Genomic DNA, 18659 nt, shown 5'->3' on the forward strand with positions numbered 1-18659 from the left:
CGCGCCGCCGCGCCGGGCGCGGCCGGCGCCCGCCCGGGATCCGCGGCCCCTCACCGGCGTCGGCCTGCCCCCGGCGCGGCGCCGGCGCCTCGAACCGATGCCCTGGTGACGGAGACGACGATGCCCGAGCCCGACGCCCCGCGCCTCCTCGACACCGAGGAGGGCCGCCGCCTGGAGGCCGTCGCGCCGGGGGGCTGGCACCGCTGGGGGCCCTACCTGAGCGAGCGCCAGTGGGGCACGGTCCGGGAGGATTACAGCGAGGGCGGCACGGCCTGGGACTACCTGCCCCACGACCACGCCCGCTCCCGGGCCTACCGCTGGGGCGAGGACGGCATCGCCGGGTTCAGCGACGACCGCCAGCTCTGGTGCCTCGGCCTCGCGCTCTGGAACGGGCGCGACCCGATCCTCAAGGAGCGGATGTTCGGGCTCACCAACGGCGAGGGCAACCACGGCGAGGACGTCAAGGAGCTGTGGTGGTACCTCGACGGCACCCCGACGCACTCCTACATGCGGATGCTCTACAAGTACCCGCAGGGCGCCTTCCCGTACGCCGACCTCGTGGCCGAGAACGGCCGGCGCAGGGGCCGGAACCTGCCGGAATACGAGATCGCCGACACGGGCGCCTTCGACGGGGGCCGCTACTTCGACGTCACCGTGGAGTACGCCAAGGCCGCGCCCGACGACATCCTGATGCGGGTCACGGTGGTCAATCGCGGCCCCGCGGCGGCCGACCTCCACGTCCTGCCGCAGCTCTGGTCGCGCAACACCTGGGCGTGGGAGCCGGACCGGCCCCGCCCGCTCCTGCGCCTGACCGAGACCGGCGCCGTCGAGGCCACCCGCACGAGCCTGCCGCCGATGCGGTTCGCGAGCCTCCAGCCGGCCGAGTTCCTGTTCTGCGAGAACGAGACCAACACGCGGCGGCTGTTCGGCACCGACGGCCCCGCCCACCCCAAGGACGCGATCAACGACTGGCTCGTCGCGGGCCGGCACGAGGCCGTGAACCCCCTGCGGGAGGGCACGAAGTGCGCGGCGCACGGCCGGCTCGAGGTCGCGGCCGGCGCCGTCGTGGTGCTGCGCTACCGCTTCGCGCCCGCGGCGAGCCCGGACGAGCGCGACGCCGCCGCCTTCGACGCGCTCCTCGCCCGGCGCCTCGCGGAGGCGGACGCCTTCTACGCCGTGCTCCAGCGCGACATCCCCGACCCGGATGCCCGCGCGGTCCAGCGCCAGGCACTCGCCGGCATGCTGTGGTCGAAGCAGTTCTACAATTTCGACGTCCGCCGCTGGCTCGCCGGCGACCCGGCCCAGCCCGCGCCCCCGGCCGCGCGCCGGGCCGGCCGCGACCGCGACTGGACCCACCTCAACAACGCCGACATCGTGTCGATGCCCGACAAGTGGGAGTACCCCTGGTACGCGGCCTGGGACCTCGCCTTCCACTGCGTCACCTTCGCGCTGATCGACCCGGCCTTCGCCAAGGGCCAGCTCATCCTGCTGACGCGCGAGTGGTACATGCACCCGAACGGGCAGCTGCCCGCCTACGAGTGGGCCTTCGGCGACGTCAACCCGCCGGTCCACGCCTGGGCGGCCCTGCGGGTCTACCGCATGGACCAGGCGCTCACCGGCCGGGCGGACCGAGACTTCCTGGAGCGCGTCTTCCACAAGCTGATGCTGAACTTCACCTGGTGGGTGAACCGCAAGGATGCCGGCGACCGGAACATCTTCCAGGGCGGCTTCCTCGGCCTCGACAACATCGGCATCTTCGACCGCTCGGCGACGCTGCCCACCGGCGGCACCCTCAACCAGGCGGACGGGACCGCCTGGATGGCGATGTACACCCTCAACCTGATGCGCATCGCCCTGGAACTGGCGGTCGACGACCCGGTCTACGAGGACATCGCCACCAAGTTCTTCGAGCACTTCCTCTACATCGCCGGCGCCATGACCCACGTGGGCGGCTCCGGCGAGGGCACCGGCCTGTGGGACGAGACAGACGCGTTCTACTACGACGTGCTCAGCCTGCCGGACGGGCGCCAGATCCCCCTGCGGGTGCGCTCCCTCGTCGGGCTGATCCCGCTCTGCGCCGTCGAGGTCCTGGACGACGCTCTGCCGCAGCGCTTCCCGGCCTTCGCGGCCCGCGCCCGCTGGATGCTGACCCACCGGCCCGACCTCGCCACCCTGGTCTCGCGCTGGGAGGAGCCGGGCCGGGGCAACCGGGTGCTGCTCTCGCTCCTGCGCCGCCACCGCATGAAGGCGCTGCTCACCCGCCTGCTCGACGAGAGCGAGTTCCTGTCGGATCACGGCGTGCGCTCGGTCTCGAAGGCCCACGCGGCGGCGCCGTTCCGCTTTCCCTGGGGGGGCGAGACCTACGCGGTCGATTACGAGCCGGGCGAATCCACCACCGCGGTGTTCGGCGGCAACTCGAACTGGCGCGGCCCGATCTGGCTGCCGATCAACTACCTGCTCGTGGAGGCCCTGACCGAGTTCGCCCGCTTCTACGGGCCCGAGTTCAAGGTCGAGTGCCCGACGGGGTCGGGGCGCTACCTCGACCTGGCGGAGATCGCCGACGAGCTCACCCGGCGCCTGACCCGGCTGGTCCTGCGCGGCCCGGACGGGCGCCGCGCGGTGCTGGGCGACCGGGCCCTGTTCCAGGACGACCCGGCCTTCCGCGACCACGTGCCGTTCCACGAGTACTTCCACGGCGACACCGGCGCCGGGCTCGGGGCCGCGCACCAGACCGGCTGGACCGGCCTCCTCGCCCTCCTGCTCCAGCCGCGCCGGCCGGTCCCGGGCGGGCGGGTGCCCGTGGCGCCGGGGCCCTGACGGCGGCCCTGCGCGGACCCGGGGGCCGCCGCGGGCCTGCGCAGGGCCGCCGCGGGCCCGGGGGACCGTCGGTGGCGATGAGGTGGAGCTGCGTGAAAGCCGACAGCTTCGCCATCCAGAGCTGGGCATTCAGCGTCTTCAGATCCGCCATCGGCGACAATGCGCTGCTCGTCAGGTCGAGCGTGCCGGGCTGGACAATGACGTCGCCGATGGTGGCGCCGTTCTCGCCGGCGATGACGTGATTGTTCGAGACCAGGTAGTGTGCCCCCCGGCGCGCCCTCACAGGTGCTCCAGCCACACGTCGAGCACGGCGGCGCGGCGCTCCTCGCGCACCACCCGCAGGGCTTCGGCCACCGCCGCCTCGACCTGCGCCGGGTCGTCGACGCGCCGGCCCCAGGCGCCGCCGGAGGCCGCCGCGATCCCGGCGTAGTCCGGGGCCGGGTCGAAGGAGGTGTCGAGGCTGTCCGCCCGCGCGGCGTAGCCGTCGGGATGCACCGCGAGCGTCGACTGCTTGGGCGCCTTCCAGCCCCGGTTGTTGAGCACCACCTGGAGGAAGGGCGCCCCGTAGCGGCGCGCCATCCAGTGCACCGAGGAGGGCACGCTGAACAGGTACGAGCCGTCGCCGCAGATCGCCACCACGGTGGCGTCGGGCCGGGCGAGCTTGGCGCCCACCGCGGCGCCGCCGTTCCAGCCGAGCGAGCCGCCCCCGCTCGTGAGGACGCTCCCGGGCCGCGTCGGCGCGAGGTGGTCGAGGACGGTGCCGTAACTCGTGATGCTCTCGCTGAGGAAGAGCGCCTCGGCGCCCGCCTGCCGTCGCAGGGCCGCGACGAGGTGGGGCACCGTGACGGGGCCCGGTCCCGGCGCCTCGCGCGCCGCCAGGGCGCGGGCGCGGGCCGCGTGCAGGCCCGCGTAGTGGGCGGCGCGCTCCGCCGCGCGGCCGGCGTCGAGGGCGGCCGCCCCGGCGAAGGCGGCGAGCTGGGCCAGGGCCGTCGCGGCGTCGGCCCGGAAGACGCCCTCGGCGCCGATGTGGAACAGCGGCATCTGCTGCTTCAGGGGATCGACGTCGAGGTGGAAGATCCGGGCCTCGGGGGAGGGCCGCGACACGGTGGGGATCCACGGCACGTCGCTGTCGACCACCAGCACCACGTCGGCCTCGGCGAGGACCGGGTTCTGGCGCGGCTCGTTCCACTGGTTGCCCTGGTAGAGGGGGTCGTCGTGCGGGAAGTTCACCGCGTTCGGCACCGATTCGAGCACCCCGACGCCGAGGCGGCGGCAGAGCGCCACGAGGGGCGCCACCGCCTCCGGGTTGCGCCCGAGATACGAGGTCACCACCAGGGGCCGGCGCGCGCCCGCGAGCGCCGCCCCGATCCCGGCGACCGCCTCCGCCGACAGGGAGGCGGGGGCGATCGGGCGCCAGCGCGCCGCCGTGTCGGGCCGCGGGGCGACCTCCTCCTCCATCACCTCGCGGGCGCCCATCAGGTAGACCGGGCCCTTGGGGTCGGAGCGCGCGAATTGCAGCGCGCGGTGGACCATGTCCTTGATGGTCCGCCCGGTCCTCAGCTCGGCGTCGTACCGCATGTAGCCGCGCACGATGCCGCGCTGGTCGTGGACGTCCTGGATCCACTGGATGAACTCGTTGCGGCTGCCCTTCAGCTCGCCCTCCTGCGTGAAGGGCGAGGCGCCGGCGAAGATCAGCATCGGGGCGCGGCCCTTGTCGGCGTTGTGGACCGCGCCGGCGAGAGCCTGGGTGCCGCACTCGACGTGGACCACCACCGCCTGCGGCACGCCGCTCGCCTGCCAGAAGCCGTGGGCGGCGCTCATCCCGACCATCTCGTTCGGGCAGGTGACGATCCGGGGGATCGGCCGGCCATGCGCCCGCGCCTCCGCGATCGCCTCGATCAGGGCCGGGTGGTCGCTGCCGAAATTGGCGAAGACGTGGGTGACGCCGTGCTCGCCCAACGCGTCCAGGAAGGCGCTGCTCGCGGTGTACATCGGGTGTCTCCTCCGGGCGCCCGGCGTCGTGGCCGGGCGGCGGCGCCCCGTTCCCGGGGTCGCGGCCCGATCATCGCGCCGCGGTGGCGCGCGCGCAAGATCGTAGGGCCCCAAACCATCGCGGGAACCTCCGGCCTGAGCCCGCCCAGAAATCCGGACCGAGCCACGACCCGCCGGGTGCCGGGCGTGCATCCCGGCCGTGACCTGTGGTAAGCCTCGCCGGGAACGTCCGGAGAGGCGCGCGGGAGGACGAACCGATCGGGCACGGCGTTTCCGGCCGGGCGCCGGCCTCCCCCTGCCGCCCTCGCCGGATCCGCGCGCCCCGCCCCCAGGCCAGTCAGGTCCGCATGAGCCTCATCACCTACCTCACCCGGATCCAGTTCGAGCGCGGCGCGATCCGCCTCATCGCCGAGGAACTCGCGCTCCTCGGCGCGGCCCGGCCTCTCATCGTCACCGACCGCGGGGTCGTGGCGGCGGGCCTGATCGACCGCATCCGCGAGGCCGCCGGCCTGCCCGCCGGCACGCCGGTCTTCGCGGAGACGCCCGAGAACCCGACCGAGGCGGCGGTGCTCGCCGCCCGCGACCGCTTCCGGGCGGAGGGGTGCGACGCGGTCCTGGCGGTGGGCGGCGGCTCGCCCCTCGACCTCGCCAAGGGCGTGGCGCTCCTCGTCACCCACGAGGAGCCCCTGTCGCGCTACGCCGCGATCCTCGGCGGGCTGCCCCGGATCCGGCCCGACCAGCCCCCGGTCCTGGCGGTGCCGACCACCGCCGGCACCGGCAGCGAGGTCGGGCGCGCCGCCCTCATCACCCTGGCGGACGGGCGCAAGCTCGGCTTCATCGCCCCCTCGCTGATCCCGAACGTCGCGATCTGCGATCCCGACCTCACCCTCGGGCTGCCGCCGGGCCTCACGGCGGCGACCGGCATGGACGCGGTCACGCACTGCATCGAGACCTACCTGAGCCCCCGCCACAACCCGCCCGCCGAGGCCATCGCCCTCGACGGGCTGAGCCGCGCCATGCGGGCCCTGCGCCGGGCGGTGCGGGACGGGGGCGACGTCGAGGCCCGCGAGGACATGATGATGGCCGCCCTCGAGGGCGGCATGACCTTCCAGAAGGGCCTCGGCGCCGTCCACTCGATGTCGCACGCCCTCGGCGGCCACAAGACCAAGCGCCTCCACCACGGCACCCTCAACGCCGTGATCCTGCCGCACGTGCTGCGCTTCAACGCCCCGGCCTGCGCCGGCAAGTACGCCGCCCTCCGGACCGCCATGGGCCTGCCCGAGGGGGCCGACGTCGCGGACGCGATCGACGCCCTCAACCGCGACCTCGGGCTGCCGCGGGACCTCGCCGTCATGGGGGTGACGGAGGAGGAGTGCGAGGCGCTCGTCCCCTGGGCGGTCGAGGACCACTCGACCGCGACGAACGGCCGCCCGGTCGGGCCGGAGGAGATCCGGGCCCTGTTCCGCGCGGCCCTCGGGGCGGGAGAGGCGGGGGCCCGCTCGCACGCCCGCGCCTGAGCGCTCGGGCGCCCGCGCGGTCGCGCCGGAGCGGCGCGGCCGCCTGTCCGGCAAACGCGCGGGCCCGCCCAATCCGGCGGCGGAGGGCGCCCGACTTTTCCGCATTTCCTCCCCTTTGCGTCCGTGGGCAAGGGCAGTATCGTTCGCCTACGAATGACCTTGCAGCCCGGCCGCGGGCGGGACGCCGCGCCGCGTCGCGCCCGGAGGCCACAGGAGGTTCGCGCCATGACCATCCGCCCCGTGTCCCGTCGCGCCGTGGTGGGCGGGCTCGCCGCAGCGCCCTTCGGTCTCTCGGCCTCCCGGGTCGCGGCGCAGGGCGCGGGGCCGATCCGGGTCGGGGAGCTGAACTCCTACGGCCGCATGGCCGCCTTCGCGGTGCCCTACCGCAACGCCATGCAGCTCGCCGAGGCGGCGATCAACAAGGCCGGCGGCATCAAGGCCCTGGGCGGCCGCCCGCTCGAGATCGTGTTCCGCGACGACGGCTCGACGCCGGGCGACGCGGCCCGGGTCGCCGAGGAGCTCGTCACCCGCGAGAACGTCGCCTTCCTGTGCGGCACCTTCCTGTCGAACGTCGGCCTCGCGGTCGCGGACTTCGCCAACCAGCGCAAGGTGCTGTTCCTCGCCACCGAGCCCCTCACGGACGCGCTCACCATGGGGAGCGGCAACCGCTACACCTTCCGGGTGCGGCCCAACACCTACATGCAGACCCGGATGCTGGTCGACGCCGTGAAGGACCGCGGCGTCAGGCGCTGGGCCATCGTGGCGCCGAACTACGAGTACGGCCAGTCGGCCGCCGCCAACTTCAAGCGCCTGATGGCCGCCGCGGTCCCGGGCTTCGAGGTGGTGGGCGAGCAGTTCCCGGCCCTCGGCAAGGTCGATGCCGGCGCCACGGTCGGGGCCCTGGCGCAGACGCGGGCCGACGGCCTGTTCAACGTGCTGTTCGGCGCCGACCTCACGGCCTTCGTGCGCGAGGGCAACACCCGCGGCCTGTTCGAGAAGCGCACGGTGGCGAGCCTGCTCACGGGCGAGCCCGAGTACATGATCCCGCTCGGCGACGAGACGCCGGAGGGCTGGGTCACCACCGGCTACCCCTGGGAGACGATCGACACGCCCGGCCACCGGGAGTTCGTGGCCGCCTACCGGGCCCGCTTCAACGACACGCCGCGCCTCGGCTCGCTCCTCGGCTACGTCGTGGTGCACATGATCCGCGACATGCTGGAGCGCGCGCAGTCGACCGAGACCGAGCGGCTGATCGGCGCCCTCGAGGGGCTGACGTCCGAGACCATCGCGGGTCCGGTGACGATGCGGGCCCTCGACCACCAGTCGACGCTCGGCGCCTGGGTCGGCGAGACGGCGCTGAACGGCCGCCAGGGCACCATGACGAAGGTGCGCTACGCCGACGGCGCCCACTACATGTTCCCCGAGGCCGAGGTCCGGGCGGCCCGCAAGGCCTGAGCGGGCCCCAGAGCCACGGAGGCGACGGCGACCATGGATCCGGCCTTTCTCGTCCTGCAGTCGCTGTCGGGCCTCGCCAGCGCCTCGTCGCTGTTCGTGATCGCCTCCGGGCTCACGATCGTGTTCGGGGTCACCCGCATCGTGAACTTCGCCCACGGCTCGTTCTACATGCTGGGGGCCTACATCGCCGTCACGGTGGTGCCGCGGCTCCTCGATCTCTCCTACTCGCCCGCCGCGTTCTTCCTCGGCGTGCTGATCTCGGCCCTCGTCGTCGGGCTGATCGGCGTCGCCGTCGAGGTGCTGCTGCTGCGCCGCATCTACCGGGTGCCGGAGCTGTTCCAGCTCCTCGCCACCTTCGGGATCGTGCTCGTCGTCGAGGACCTGGTCCTCAAGGTCTGGGGCCCGGTCGACCTCGCGGGGCCCCGGGCGCCGGCCCTGCGCCACGGCGTCGAGATCATGGGCCAGCGCTTCCCGGCCTACGAGCTCGTGCTCATCGGCGTCGGGCCCCTGGTGCTCGGCCTGCTCTGGCTCCTCATGCACCGGACCCGCTTCGGCGTGCTGATCCGGGCGGCCACGCAGGACCGCGACATGGTCGGCGCCCTCGGCGTCAACCAGGCGCGCCTGTTCACCCTGACGCTGTTCCTCGGCGCGAGCCTCGCGGGCCTCGGCGGCGCGCTCCAGATCCCCCGCGTCCCGGCCAATTCCCACATGGACCTCGCGGTCATCACCGACGCCTTCGTGGTCACGGTGATCGGCGGCATGGGCTCGGTGCCGGGCGCCTTCCTGGCCGCCCTCCTGATCGGGCAGCTCCAGGCCTTCGGCATCCTGGTCTTCCCCAAGGCGACCCTGGTGCTGGTCTTCGCCCTGATGGCGGTGGTGCTGGTGGTCAAGCCCTGGGGCCTGCTCGGGCGGCCGGAGGCCGGGTCCGGCCGGGTCCTGCCCCCGGAGGGCATCCTGGCCCTGCGCCGCTTCCGCCCGCCCGAGGCGGCGCTCGCCGCGGTCGCGGTCGCGGCGCTCCTGGCGCTGCCGCTGCTCGGGGACGCCTACAAGGTGAAGGTCGCGACCGAGATCCTGATCTTCGCCCTCGCGGCCTTCTCGCTCCAGTTCCTGGTCGGGGTCGGCGGCCTCGTCTCGTTCGGGCACGCGGCCTATTTCGGCCTCGGCGCCTACGCGGCCGGCCTCCTCGTCACCGGGCCGCTCAAGGCCCCGATGGCGCTCGCCCTCCTGGCGGCGCCCCTGGCGGCGGGCGCGGGCGCCGCCCTGTTCGGCTTCTTCATCGTGCGCCTGTCGGGCATCTACCTCGCGATGCTGACCCTCGCCTTCGCGCAGATCGTCTACGCGGTCTGCTTCCAGTGGGTCGAGGTCACGGGGGGCGACAACGGCGTGGTCGGCGTCTGGCCGGCGCCCTGGGCGGCGAACCGCACCGTGTACTTCTACCTCGTGGCGGCGGTGGCGCTGTGCGCGATCCTGGGCCTGCGCCGGATGATCTACGCCCCCTTCGGCTACACCCTGCGGGCCGCCCGCGATTCCGCCACCCGCGCCGAGGCGATCGGCCTCGGGGTGCGCGCCCACCGCTGGCTCGCCTTCACGCTGGCGGGCGCCGCGGCCGGGCTCGCGGGCGGGCTCTACGCCTTCCAGAAGGGCTCCATCGACCCGACCCTCACGGCGATCCCGCTCTCGATCGACCTCCTGGTGATGGTGCTCGTCGGCGGCATCCAGACCGTGATGGGGCCCCTCGTCGGCGCGGCGTTCTTCCACGCGCTGAAGGACGCCGTGATGCCGCTCACCGAGTTCTGGCGCCTGCTGCTCGGGCTCGCCATCATCGCGACCGTGCTGGCCTTCCCCCGCGGCCTCGCGGGCGCCGCCGACGCGATCCGCGGCCGGATGGGCCGCGCCAAGCCGGCGGCGGCCTCGGCATGACCCTCCTCGTCGTCGACCGCCTGACCAAGCACTTCGGGGGCGTCGCCGCCGCCCGGGACGTGTCGTTCACCCTTGCGGCCGGCGAGATGCTGGCGATCATCGGGCCGAACGGCGCCGGCAAGTCGACCACCTTCAACATGGTGGGCGGGCAGCTCAAGCCCGATTCCGGCACCGTGACGCTCGCGGGCGCCCCCATCGCCGGCCTGCCCGCCCGGGCGATCTGGCGCAGCGGCGTCGGGCGCACCTTCCAGGTCGCCCAGACCTTCGTGTCGATGACGGTGGCCGAGAACGTCCAGATGGCGCTCGTCTCCCGCTTTGGCCGCAGCCGCAGCCTGCTGGCCGACGCCCGGGCGCTCTACCGGGACGAGGCGCTGGTGCTGCTCGGCGAGGTGGGGATGCGGCCGGGCGCCGACCGGCCCGTCTCGGAGCTGGCCTACGGCGACGTCAAGCGGGTGGAGCTCGCCGTGGCCCTCGCCTCGAGCCCGAAGCTCCTCCTGATGGACGAGCCCACCGCCGGCATGGCCCCGCGCGAGCGCAGCGGCCTCATGGCGCTCACCGCCCGGGTGGCGCGCCAGCAGGGCATCGGCGTCCTCTACACCGAGCACGACATGGACGCGGTCTTCGGCCACGCCGACCGGGTGCTGGTGCTCGTGCGCGGCGAGGTCATCGCGGCCGGCGCGCCCGAGGAGATCCGGGCGAACGCCCTCGTCAAGCAGGTCTACCTCGGCGAGGCGGGGGCCAGGGCGGCGCTCGAGGCCCGCCGCAAGGCGGTGGCCTGACATGGCGGTCCCCCTCCTCGAGGTCGCGGGCCTGCGGGCCGCCTACGGGCGGGCGGAGGTGCTGTTCGGCGCCACCCTGAGCCTGCGCCGGGGCGAGGTCGTGGCCCTGATGGGCCGCAACGGCGCCGGCAAGTCGACGACCCTGCGGGCCATCATGGGGCTGCTGGCGCCGACCGGCGGCACGGTCGCGTTCGAGGGCCGGGCCGTGACCGGGTGGGAGCCCTACCGCATCGCGCGGCTCGGCCTCGGCTACGTGCCGGAGGAGCGGCGCATCTTCACCGACCTCACGGTGTACGAGAACCTCGAGGTCGGCCGCAAGGCGCCCACCGACGGGCGCCGGCCCTGGACGGCCGAGACGCTGTTCTCGATCTTCCCGAACCTCGCCGAGATGCGCGGCCGGCGCGCCTCGGCGATGTCGGGGGGCGAGCAGCAGATGCTCACCATCGCCCGCACCCTGATGGGCAACCCCCACGCGGTCCTGCTCGACGAGCCCTCGGAGGGCCTCGCCCCCGTCATCGTCGAGCAGATGGCCGAGGCGGTCCTGCGCATGAAGCGGGAGGGCATCGCGGTGCTGCTCTGCGAGCAGAACCTCTACTTCGCCTCCGCGGTCTCCGACCGGGCCTACGTGATCGAGAAGGGCGCGATCCGGTTCGAGGGCACGATGGCGCAGCTCGAGGCGGACGAGGGGGTGCGGGAGGCGTACCTGACGGTGTGAGGGCGGGCGGGGCCGCCGGCGGCCGTCCCGGAAGTCCGTTCGTAGGCGAACGATCGAGGTGTGACGTGAGACGCGTGGCGGGCATCGATGTCGGTGGCACCTTCACCGACCTGCTCCTGACGGAGGCAGGTCCGGACGGCGTGCGGGTGCGGCTCGCCAAGGTGCCGACCAGTGCGGGCAACCAGGCGGGCGGCGTCCTCGCGGCGATCGCGGCGGCCAAGGTCGCCCCGGCCGCGCTCGACCTCGTCATCCACGGCACCACGGCGACCACCAACGCGGTCCTGGAGCGCAAGGTCGCCCGGGTCGGCCTCATCACCACGGAGGGCTTCCGCGACGTCCTCGAGCTCGGGCGGCGCACCCGGCCGAAGCCCTACGGGCTGTTCGGCACCTTCGAGCCGCTGATCCCGCGCGAGCTGCGCCGCGAGGTGCCCGAGCGGGTGATGGCCGACGGGAGCGTGCGCACGCCCCTCGACGCGGAGGCGGTGCGGGCGGCGGTGCGCGCGCTCCTGGCGCAGGGCTGCGAGGCCCTCGTGATCCACTTCCTGCACGCCTACGCCAACCCGGAGCACGAGCGGGCCGCCGGCGCCATCGCCCGCGCGCTCTGGCCCAACCCCTACGTCACCCTCGGCCACGCCCTCCTGTCGGAGTTCCGCGAGTACGAGCGCGGCACCACGGCCTCGGTCAACGCCGCCGTGCAGCCGATCCTCGACCGCTACGTCCGGCGGCTCCAGGACGAGCTCAGCCGGCAGGGCTTCACCCGCGACCTGCTCGTCATGAACGGCAACGGCGGCACCGTGCCGGCCGGCCACGTGGTCGAGGCCGCCGCCAAGACCGTGATGTCGGGCCCGGCCTCCGGCGTGATGGCGGCCGCCGCGACCCTGGCCCAGTCGGGCCTCGCCAACGCCATCACGTACGACATGGGCGGCACCTCGACCGACGTGGCGCTCATCGCGGGCGGCGTGCCGGAGGTCTCGGCCGAGCTCACCATCGATTACGGCCTGCCGATCCACCTGCCGATGGTCGACGTGCACACGGTCGGGGCCGGCGGCGGCTCGATCGCCGCCGTCAACCGGGCCGGGATGCTCCAGGTCGGCCCCCACAGCGCCGGCTCCGAGCCCGGCCCGATCGGCTACGGCCGCGGCGGCACGCGGCCGACCATCACGGATGCGAACCTCGTCCTCGGGCGCCTCGACCCCGCCCGGCTCACCGCCGTGCGGGAGGGCGTCCCGATCGAGGCGATCCGGGCGGCCTTCGCGCGCGACCTCGCCGGGCCCCTCGGCATGAGCGTCGAGGAGGCCGCCGCCGCGGTGATCCGCCTCGGCAACGTCCACATGACGGGGGCGATCCGCATGGTGTCGCTGTCGCGGGGCTACGACCCGCGCGACTTCGTGCTGTTCGCCTTCGGGGGGGCCGGCCCGCTGCACGCGGTGGCGCTCGCGCGCGAGCTCGGCATCCCGGAGGTGCTGGTGCCGGCCCGGCCCGGCCTCACCAACGCGCTCGGCTGCCTCGTCGCCGACCTGCGCCAGGACCGGGTCAACACCCTCAACCGCCCCCTCGACGGCCTCGACATGGCGGAGGTGCGCGGCGTCCTCGAGGCGCAGGCCGCGGAGGCGCTCGCGGTGGTGGCCGAGGAGCAGGCCGAGATCGTCGAGACCACGGTGACGCACGGCGCCGACATGCAGTTCCGCGGGCAGACCCACCTGATCCGCGTGGCCCTGCCCGCCCCGGACCTCGACCGCGCGGCGATGCAGGCCCTGTTCGAGGCCGCCTACTTCCGGCGCTTCCAGGTCCGGCTGCCGGAGATCCGGGCCGTGGTGGTCAACCTCGTCACCTCGGTCATCGGCCGCCGCCGGGCCTTCCCGCTCGCGGCGCTCCTCGATCCGGCGCGCCGCACGGACCTCGCCGGCGCCCGGCTGGGCACCCGCGCCCTCTACGCCGACGGGCGCTGGCACGACGCCGCGGTCTACGCCCGCGAGGCCCTGCCCGAGGGGGCCGAGATCGCCGGCCCGGCGGTGATCCAGCAGATCGACGCCACCACGGTGCTCGAGCCCGGGGCGGTGGCGCGGGTCGATCCCATCGGCAACCTGAGGATCCGGGTATGACGCCCATCGACGCCCTCACCCTCGCGGTGGTCCAGGCCGGGCTGCAGCAGGTCTGCAACGAGATGGACATCGCCTTCTCGCGCTCGGCCTTCTCGCCCGTGATCGCCGAGGCGGACGACCGCTCGGACGGGATCTACGACCGCGACACCGGGGCGCTGATCGCGCAGGGCGAGTACGGCCTGCCGGTCTTCGTCGGCACCATGCAGTACTCGACGGGCGAGCTGATCCGGCTCATCCGCGAGGGCCGGGCCGGCGCGCCCGAGCCCGGCGACGTCTACATCGTCAACGACCCCTATCTCGGCGGCACCCACCTGATGGACGTGCGCTTCGTGCGCCCGGTCTTCGTCGAGGGCGCGCTGTTCTGCTGGCTCCAGAACACCGGCCACTGGCCCGACATCGGCGGGATGGTCCCGGGCGGCTTCTCGGCCCACGCCACGGAGGTCGAGCAGGAGGGCCTGCGCCTGCCCCCCGTCAAGCTGTTCAAGCGCGGCGCGATGGACCCGGAGATCTTCGCCATCATCGCCTCCAACATCCGGGTGGCCGACCAGCGCATCGGCGACATCAAGGCCCAGGCCGCCGCCCTGATGGTGGGCGAGAGCCGGCTCATGGACCTCCTCGCGAAGTACGGCCGGGCCACCCTCGACCAGGCCGTCGCGGAGATCCGGGCCCGCTCGGCCGAGCGCATGCGCGCCGAGATCCGGCAGATCCCGGACGGCACCTACCGCAGCGAGGCCTTCGTCGATTCCGACGGCGTGGTGGACGAGCCGCTGCGCATCGCGCTCGCCCTGACCAAGGCCGGCGACACCCTGACGTTCGACTTCACGGGCTCGTCCCCGCCCTGCCGCGGCCCGATGAACTCCGTGGTGGCGACGACCTACTCGTCGGTCTACCTCGCGGTGAAGCACGTCTTCCCGGACGTGCCGATCAACGCCGGCACCTTCGCGCCCCTCACGATCCTGCGGCCCGAGGGCACCTTCCTCGACGCGCGCTACCCGCGCCCCGTCTCGGGCTGCGCCGCGGAGGTGAGCCAGCGCATCGCCGAGGCGGTGTTCCTCGCCCTCGTCCAGGCGATCCCCGACCGCGTCACGGCGGCGCCCGCCGGCACCTCGGGCAACTTCGCGCTCGGCGGCTTCGACCCGGCCCGGAACGCCGCCTACGTCATGTACCAGATCACCGGCGGCGGCTACGGCGGCAACGCCCTCCACGACGGGCTCTCCAACGGCTGCTCGACCATCGGCATCTCGAAGACCGCCCCCGTCGAGGTGATGGAGCAGTACTACCCGGTCCTCTTCCGGCGCTTCGCCCTGCGGGAGGGCTCGGGGGGCGCGGGCGCCCACCGGGGCGGCTTCGGGGTCCACTACGAGGTCGAGCTCCTGCGCGGCGAGGCCCGGGCCTCCTTCGTGATGGACCACGGCCGCGTCGGGCCGCCCGGCGTGCGCGGCGGCCGGGACGGGGCGCGGAACGTGGTGCGGATCCACCGCGGGTCCGAGACCCTCGTCCCGCTCCACCTCTCGAAGGACCAGAACATCGCCATCCGGGCCGGCGACCGGGTCGAGATCATGACCCCGGGCGGCGGCGGGTACGGCGACCCGGGGGAGCGCGACCCGGCCCTCGTCGCCCGCGACCTCGCCCGGGGCTACTACCGGGCCGACGAGGCCGAGGCGCTCTGGGGCCCGCCCCCCGCGGGGAGGCGCGTCTGATGCGCTACCACCGCCCCTCGAGCCTCGCGGAGGCCCTCGCGATCCGGCGCGAGCACGACGTCACGGTGCTGGCCGGGGGCACCGACGTCTACCCGGCCCACGCCAGCCGCCGCGCCTGGGGCGACCCCTCGCACCCGGACGTCCTCGACATCTCCGGGATCGCGAGCCTGCGCGGCATCGCGGACCGGGGCGACCACTGGCGCATCGGCGCCCTCGCGACCTGGACCGACCTGATCCGCGCCGACCTGCCCCCCCTCCTCGACGGGCTCAGGCGGGCCGCCCGGGCGGTGGGCGGCGTGCAGATCCAGAACCGGGGCACCCTCGTGGGCAACGCCTGCACGGCCTCGCCGGCGGGCGACGGCATCCCGAACCTGCTCGCCCTCGACGCGGCCTTCGAGGTCTCGGGCGCCCGCGTGCCGGCGGAGCGCTTCTTCACCGGCTACCGGACGACGGCGGCCGGGCCGCGCGACCTCGTCACGGCGATCCTGATCCCCAAGGCCCCGGGACGCGGCCACTTCGTGAAGCTCGGGGCGCGGCGCTACCTCGTGATCTCCATCGCCATGGCGGCGGCCGTGGTCGAGACCGACGCGGAGCAGCGCATCGCCCGGGCCCGCATCGCGGTCGGGGCCTGCGGGGCGGTGGCGCGGCGGCTGCCCGACCTCGAGGCCGCGCTGCGGGGCGTCGCCCTGGCGCGGGCGCCCGGCCTCGTGCACGCCCAGCACCTCGCCGGCCTCGCGCCCATCGACGACGTGCGGGCGAGCGCCGCCTACCGGATGGCGGCGGCGCGCGCCCTCGTGGCCGACTGCCTCGCGGCCCTCGCCGACCCGCCCGCCCGGAGGGCTGCCTGATGACCGGGACCATCACGTTCGCGGTGAACGGCGTGACGCGCACGGTCGCGGCGCCGCCCTTCGCCTCCCTGGCCGACACCCTGCGCGAGCGCCTGCACCTCATCGGCACCAAGGTCGGCTGCGAGGCGGGCGATTGCGGCGCCTGCACGGTGCTGCTCGACGGCGAGCAGGTCTGCGCCTGCCTGGTGCCGACCGCCCAGGTGGAGGGCCGCTCCGTCACCACCATCGAGGGGTCCGACGCGGCCGGCCTGATCGAGCGCCTGCGCGACGCGTTCCTGGCCCACGGGGCGGCGCAGTGCGGGATCTGCACCCCCGGCATGATCCTGGCCGCCGCCGACGGCCTCGCCCGCAACCCCCGGGCCGGGCGCGCGGAGATCGCCGACGCCCTCGGCGGCGTCCTCTGCCGCTGCACCGGCTACGTCAAGATCGTGGACGCGGTGATGGACGTGGCCCGCGGCGCCGACGCCTTCGCGCCGGCGGCCGGGGCGGGCGCCGCGGTGGGCGCCCGGATCGCCCGGGTCGACGGCCGCCCGAAGGTCGCCGGCACGGACCGCTTCGGCGCCGACCACCAGCCGGAGGGCGCCCTCTGGCTGCGCCTCGTGCGCTCGCCCCACGCCTGCGCGCGCTTCGCCCTCGGCGACCTCGGGCCGGCGCTCGCCCGCCACCCGGGCCTCGTCCGCATCCTCACGGCGCGCGACATCCCGGGCGAGAATTCCTTCGGGGTGTTCGCCCACATCAAGGACCAGCCGGTGCTGGCCGACGGGATCGTGCGGATGCGCGGCGACCCCGTCGCGGCCCTGGTGGGCACCCGCGAGGCGGTCGAGGCCTTCCCGGATGCCGACCTGCCCGTCGTCTACACGGTGGGGCCCGCCCTCTCGGGGACGGCCGCGGCCCTGGCGCCCGGCGCCCCGGCGCTGCACGCGGGCGCCCCCGACAACGTGCTGACCCGCGGCCGCCTCGAGCGCGGCGACGTCGCGCAGGGCCACGCGGCCGGGGCCGCCACGACCTCGGGCCGCTTCGAGACCGCCTTCGTGGAGCACGCCTACATCGAGCCGGAGGCGGGCTACGCCGAGCGGATCGGGGATCGCGTCGCGGTCACGGCCTGCACGCAGGCGCCGGTCATGGACCAGGAGGACGTGGCGCGGGTGCTGGGCCTGCCGCTCGCGGGCGTGCGGATCGTGCCCACGGCCTGCGGGGGCGGCTTCGGGGGCAAGCTCGACGTCTCGCTCCAGCCGATCCTGGCGGTGGCGGCCTGGCTGACGCGGCGGCCGGTCCGGATGGCCTACACCCGCACCGAGAGCATGGCCTCGACCACCAAGCGCCACCCGGCCACGATCGAGGCCCGGATGTCGGCGGACGCGGACGGGCACTTCACGGCCTTCGAGATGGAGGGCGACTTCAACACCGGCGCCTACGCGTCCTGGGGGCCGACGGTGGCCAACCGCGTGCCCGTCCACGCGCCCGGGCCCTACCGGGTGCCGCACGTGCGCAACCGCACCCGGGCGGTCTACACCAACGACACCCCGGCCGGCGCCTTCCGGGGCTTCGGGGTGCCGCAGGCCACGATCGCGGCCGAGACGCTGATCGACGACCTCGCGGAGGCGCTCGGGATCGACCGCTGGACCATCCGGCGCCGCAACGCGCTCGGCCACGGCGACGCGACCCCGTCCGGCCAGGTGCTGCACGCCTCGGCGGGCCTGCCCGAGTGCCTCGACGCCGTGCGCGACGACTTCGCCGCCTGGCTCGCGAGCGCCGAGGCCCGCAACCGCGCCGGCCCCCGCCTGCGGCGCGGCGTCGGCATCGCCTGCATGTGGTACGGCTGCGGCAACACCTCGATGTCGAACCCGTCGCGGATGCGCATCACGCTCGGCCCGGACGGCGCCCTGACCTTCCTCAACGGCGCCGTCGACATCGGCCAGGGCTCGTCCACGGTGCTGCTCCAGATCGCCGCCGACGCGCTCGGGGTCGCGCCCGACCGCTTCCGCTCGGTCGTCGGCGACACCGACCTGACCCCCGACGCGGGCAAGACCTCGGCCTCGCGCCAGACCTTCGTGTCGGGCAACGCCGCCCGCCTCGCCGGCGAGGACCTGAGGGGCAGGATCCTGGCCCTGGCGAATGCCGGGCCGGAGGCGCGCCTCGTCCTCGACGGCCCGCGCCTCTCGATCGTGGACGGGCCGGCGAGCCGCACCCTCGACCTCGGCCGCCTGCCCCGGGACGCGAGCGGCGCGGTGCTGGCGGGCGAGGGCTGGTACGACCCGCCCACCACCGCCCTCGACGCCAACGGCCAGGGCATCCCGTACGCCACCTACGGCTTCGCCGCGCAGGTGGCCGAGGTGGAGGTGGACACGGTGCTGGCGACCGTGCGGGTCGTGCGCATCGCCGCCGCGCACGACGTCGGCCGGGCCGTGAACCCGACGCTGGTCGAGGGCCAGATCCACGGCGGCATCGCGCAGGGCCTCGGGCTCGCGCTGATGGAGGAATTCATCCCCGGCCGGACCGAGAACCTGCACGACTACCTGATCCCCACCGTCGGCGACATGCCGGAGATCGCGGTGCGGATCATCGAGGACCCGGACCCGGAGGGCCCCTACGGCGCCAAGGGCGTCGGCGAGCCGGCCCTGGTGGCGACCGCCCCGGCGATCCTGGGGGCGATCCGGCACGCCACCGGCGCCCGCCTCACCCGCGTGCCGGTGCTGCCGCACCGGCTGCACGCCGCGCTCCACCCGGCGGCCGGCCCCCGGGAGGCGGCGCGATGAGCCCCCGCGCCGCGCGCCCCAGCCGCCCCGCAGGAGGCCGCCGCCCCGCGGGCGGCCC

Annotated in this window: 12 protein-coding genes; 11 read left to right on the forward strand and 1 reads right to left on the reverse strand. The window is 74.8% G+C overall.

Going from position 1 to position 18659, the window contains the following annotated elements:
* Positions 1–120: 120 nt before the first annotated feature.
* Positions 121–2817 carry an MGH1-like glycoside hydrolase domain-containing protein gene (locus tag DT057_RS28165; RefSeq protein WP_128565399.1) on the forward strand — a complete coding sequence of 899 codons (2697 nt, stop codon included), beginning with the start codon at positions 121–123 and terminating at the stop codon, positions 2815–2817.
* Between the two features lie 92 nt (positions 2818–2909).
* The gene (locus tag DT057_RS35670; protein ID WP_162501533.1) at positions 2910–3059 is read left to right on the forward strand and encodes a hypothetical protein; all 150 of its coding nucleotides are present in this window, start codon (positions 2910–2912) and stop codon (positions 3057–3059) included.
* A 37-nt stretch (positions 3060–3096) separates the two neighbouring features.
* Here the strand turns inward: DT057_RS35670 and DT057_RS28170 are convergent, their stop codons facing one another.
* Positions 3097–4809 carry a thiamine pyrophosphate-requiring protein gene (locus DT057_RS28170; protein ID WP_128565400.1) on the reverse strand — a complete coding sequence of 571 codons (1713 nt, stop codon included), beginning with the start codon at positions 4807–4809 and terminating at the stop codon, positions 3097–3099.
* 347 nt (positions 4810–5156) lie between these two features.
* Here DT057_RS28170 and DT057_RS28175 point away from each other — a divergent pair, with 347 nt between their 5' ends.
* The 9 genes from DT057_RS28175 (at position 5157) to DT057_RS28215 (ending at position 18601) form a co-directional block, all read left to right on the forward strand.
* Positions 5157–6326, forward strand: coding sequence for an iron-containing alcohol dehydrogenase (locus DT057_RS28175; protein WP_128565401.1), 1170 nt, complete (start codon positions 5157–5159; stop codon positions 6324–6326).
* A gap of 225 nt (positions 6327–6551) precedes the next feature.
* The gene (locus tag DT057_RS28180) at positions 6552–7781 is read left to right on the forward strand and encodes an ABC transporter substrate-binding protein (RefSeq protein ID WP_128565402.1); all 1230 of its coding nucleotides are present in this window, start codon (positions 6552–6554) and stop codon (positions 7779–7781) included.
* 33 nt (positions 7782–7814) lie between these two features.
* Positions 7815–9701 carry an ABC transporter permease gene (locus DT057_RS28185; protein ID WP_128565403.1) on the forward strand — a complete coding sequence of 629 codons (1887 nt, stop codon included), beginning with the start codon at positions 7815–7817 and terminating at the stop codon, positions 9699–9701.
* Positions 9698–10480, forward strand: a complete 783-nt coding sequence (locus tag DT057_RS28190; RefSeq protein ID WP_128565404.1) for an ABC transporter ATP-binding protein — start codon at positions 9698–9700, stop codon at positions 10478–10480. Before DT057_RS28185 ends, DT057_RS28190 begins: the two co-directional genes overlap by 4 nt.
* Position 10481: 1 nt before the next feature.
* Positions 10482–11195, forward strand: coding sequence for an ABC transporter ATP-binding protein (locus tag DT057_RS28195; RefSeq protein WP_128565405.1), 714 nt, complete (start codon positions 10482–10484; stop codon positions 11193–11195).
* Positions 11196–11260: 65 nt separating this feature from the next.
* Positions 11261–13297, forward strand: coding sequence for a hydantoinase/oxoprolinase family protein (locus tag DT057_RS28200; protein ID WP_203236399.1), 2037 nt, complete (start codon positions 11261–11263; stop codon positions 13295–13297).
* Positions 13294–14997, forward strand: a complete 1704-nt coding sequence (locus DT057_RS28205; protein ID WP_128565407.1) for a hydantoinase B/oxoprolinase family protein — start codon at positions 13294–13296, stop codon at positions 14995–14997. The genes DT057_RS28200 and DT057_RS28205 overlap by 4 nt, the downstream gene beginning before the upstream one ends.
* Entirely contained in the window at positions 14997–15845 is an 849-nt protein-coding gene (locus tag DT057_RS28210) for an FAD binding domain-containing protein (protein ID WP_128565408.1), read from the forward strand. The genes DT057_RS28205 and DT057_RS28210 overlap by 1 nt, the downstream gene beginning before the upstream one ends.
* Positions 15845–18601 carry a molybdopterin-dependent oxidoreductase gene (locus DT057_RS28215; RefSeq protein WP_128565409.1) on the forward strand — a complete coding sequence of 919 codons (2757 nt, stop codon included), beginning with the start codon at positions 15845–15847 and terminating at the stop codon, positions 18599–18601. The genes DT057_RS28210 and DT057_RS28215 overlap by 1 nt, the downstream gene beginning before the upstream one ends.
* Positions 18602–18659 lie beyond the last annotated feature (58 nt).

The organism is Methylobacterium crusticola (assembly GCF_003574465.1).
Classification (GTDB): Bacteria; Pseudomonadota; Alphaproteobacteria; order Rhizobiales; family Beijerinckiaceae; genus Methylobacterium; species Methylobacterium crusticola.

Bases quoted from the DNA above. Each gene is read 5' to 3' on its own strand.
- DT057_RS28165 (WP_128565399.1), top strand. From the start codon at position 121: ATGCCCGAGCCCGACGCCCCGCGCCTCCTCGACACCGAGGAGGGCCGC.
- DT057_RS28170 (WP_128565400.1), bottom strand. From the start codon at position 4,809: ATGTACACCGCGAGCAGCGCCTTCCTGGACGCGTTGGGCGAGCACGGC.
- DT057_RS28175 (WP_128565401.1), top strand. From the start codon at position 5,157: ATGAGCCTCATCACCTACCTCACCCGGATCCAGTTCGAGCGCGGCGCG.
- DT057_RS28180 (WP_128565402.1), top strand. From the start codon at position 6,552: ATGACCATCCGCCCCGTGTCCCGTCGCGCCGTGGTGGGCGGGCTCGCC.
- DT057_RS28185 (WP_128565403.1), top strand. From the start codon at position 7,815: ATGGATCCGGCCTTTCTCGTCCTGCAGTCGCTGTCGGGCCTCGCCAGC.
- DT057_RS28190 (WP_128565404.1), top strand. From the start codon at position 9,698: ATGACCCTCCTCGTCGTCGACCGCCTGACCAAGCACTTCGGGGGCGTC.
- DT057_RS28195 (WP_128565405.1), top strand. From the start codon at position 10,482: ATGGCGGTCCCCCTCCTCGAGGTCGCGGGCCTGCGGGCCGCCTACGGG.
- DT057_RS28205 (WP_128565407.1), top strand. From the start codon at position 13,294: ATGACGCCCATCGACGCCCTCACCCTCGCGGTGGTCCAGGCCGGGCTG.
- DT057_RS28210 (WP_128565408.1), top strand. From the start codon at position 14,997: ATGCGCTACCACCGCCCCTCGAGCCTCGCGGAGGCCCTCGCGATCCGG.
- DT057_RS28215 (WP_128565409.1), top strand. From the start codon at position 15,845: ATGACCGGGACCATCACGTTCGCGGTGAACGGCGTGACGCGCACGGTC.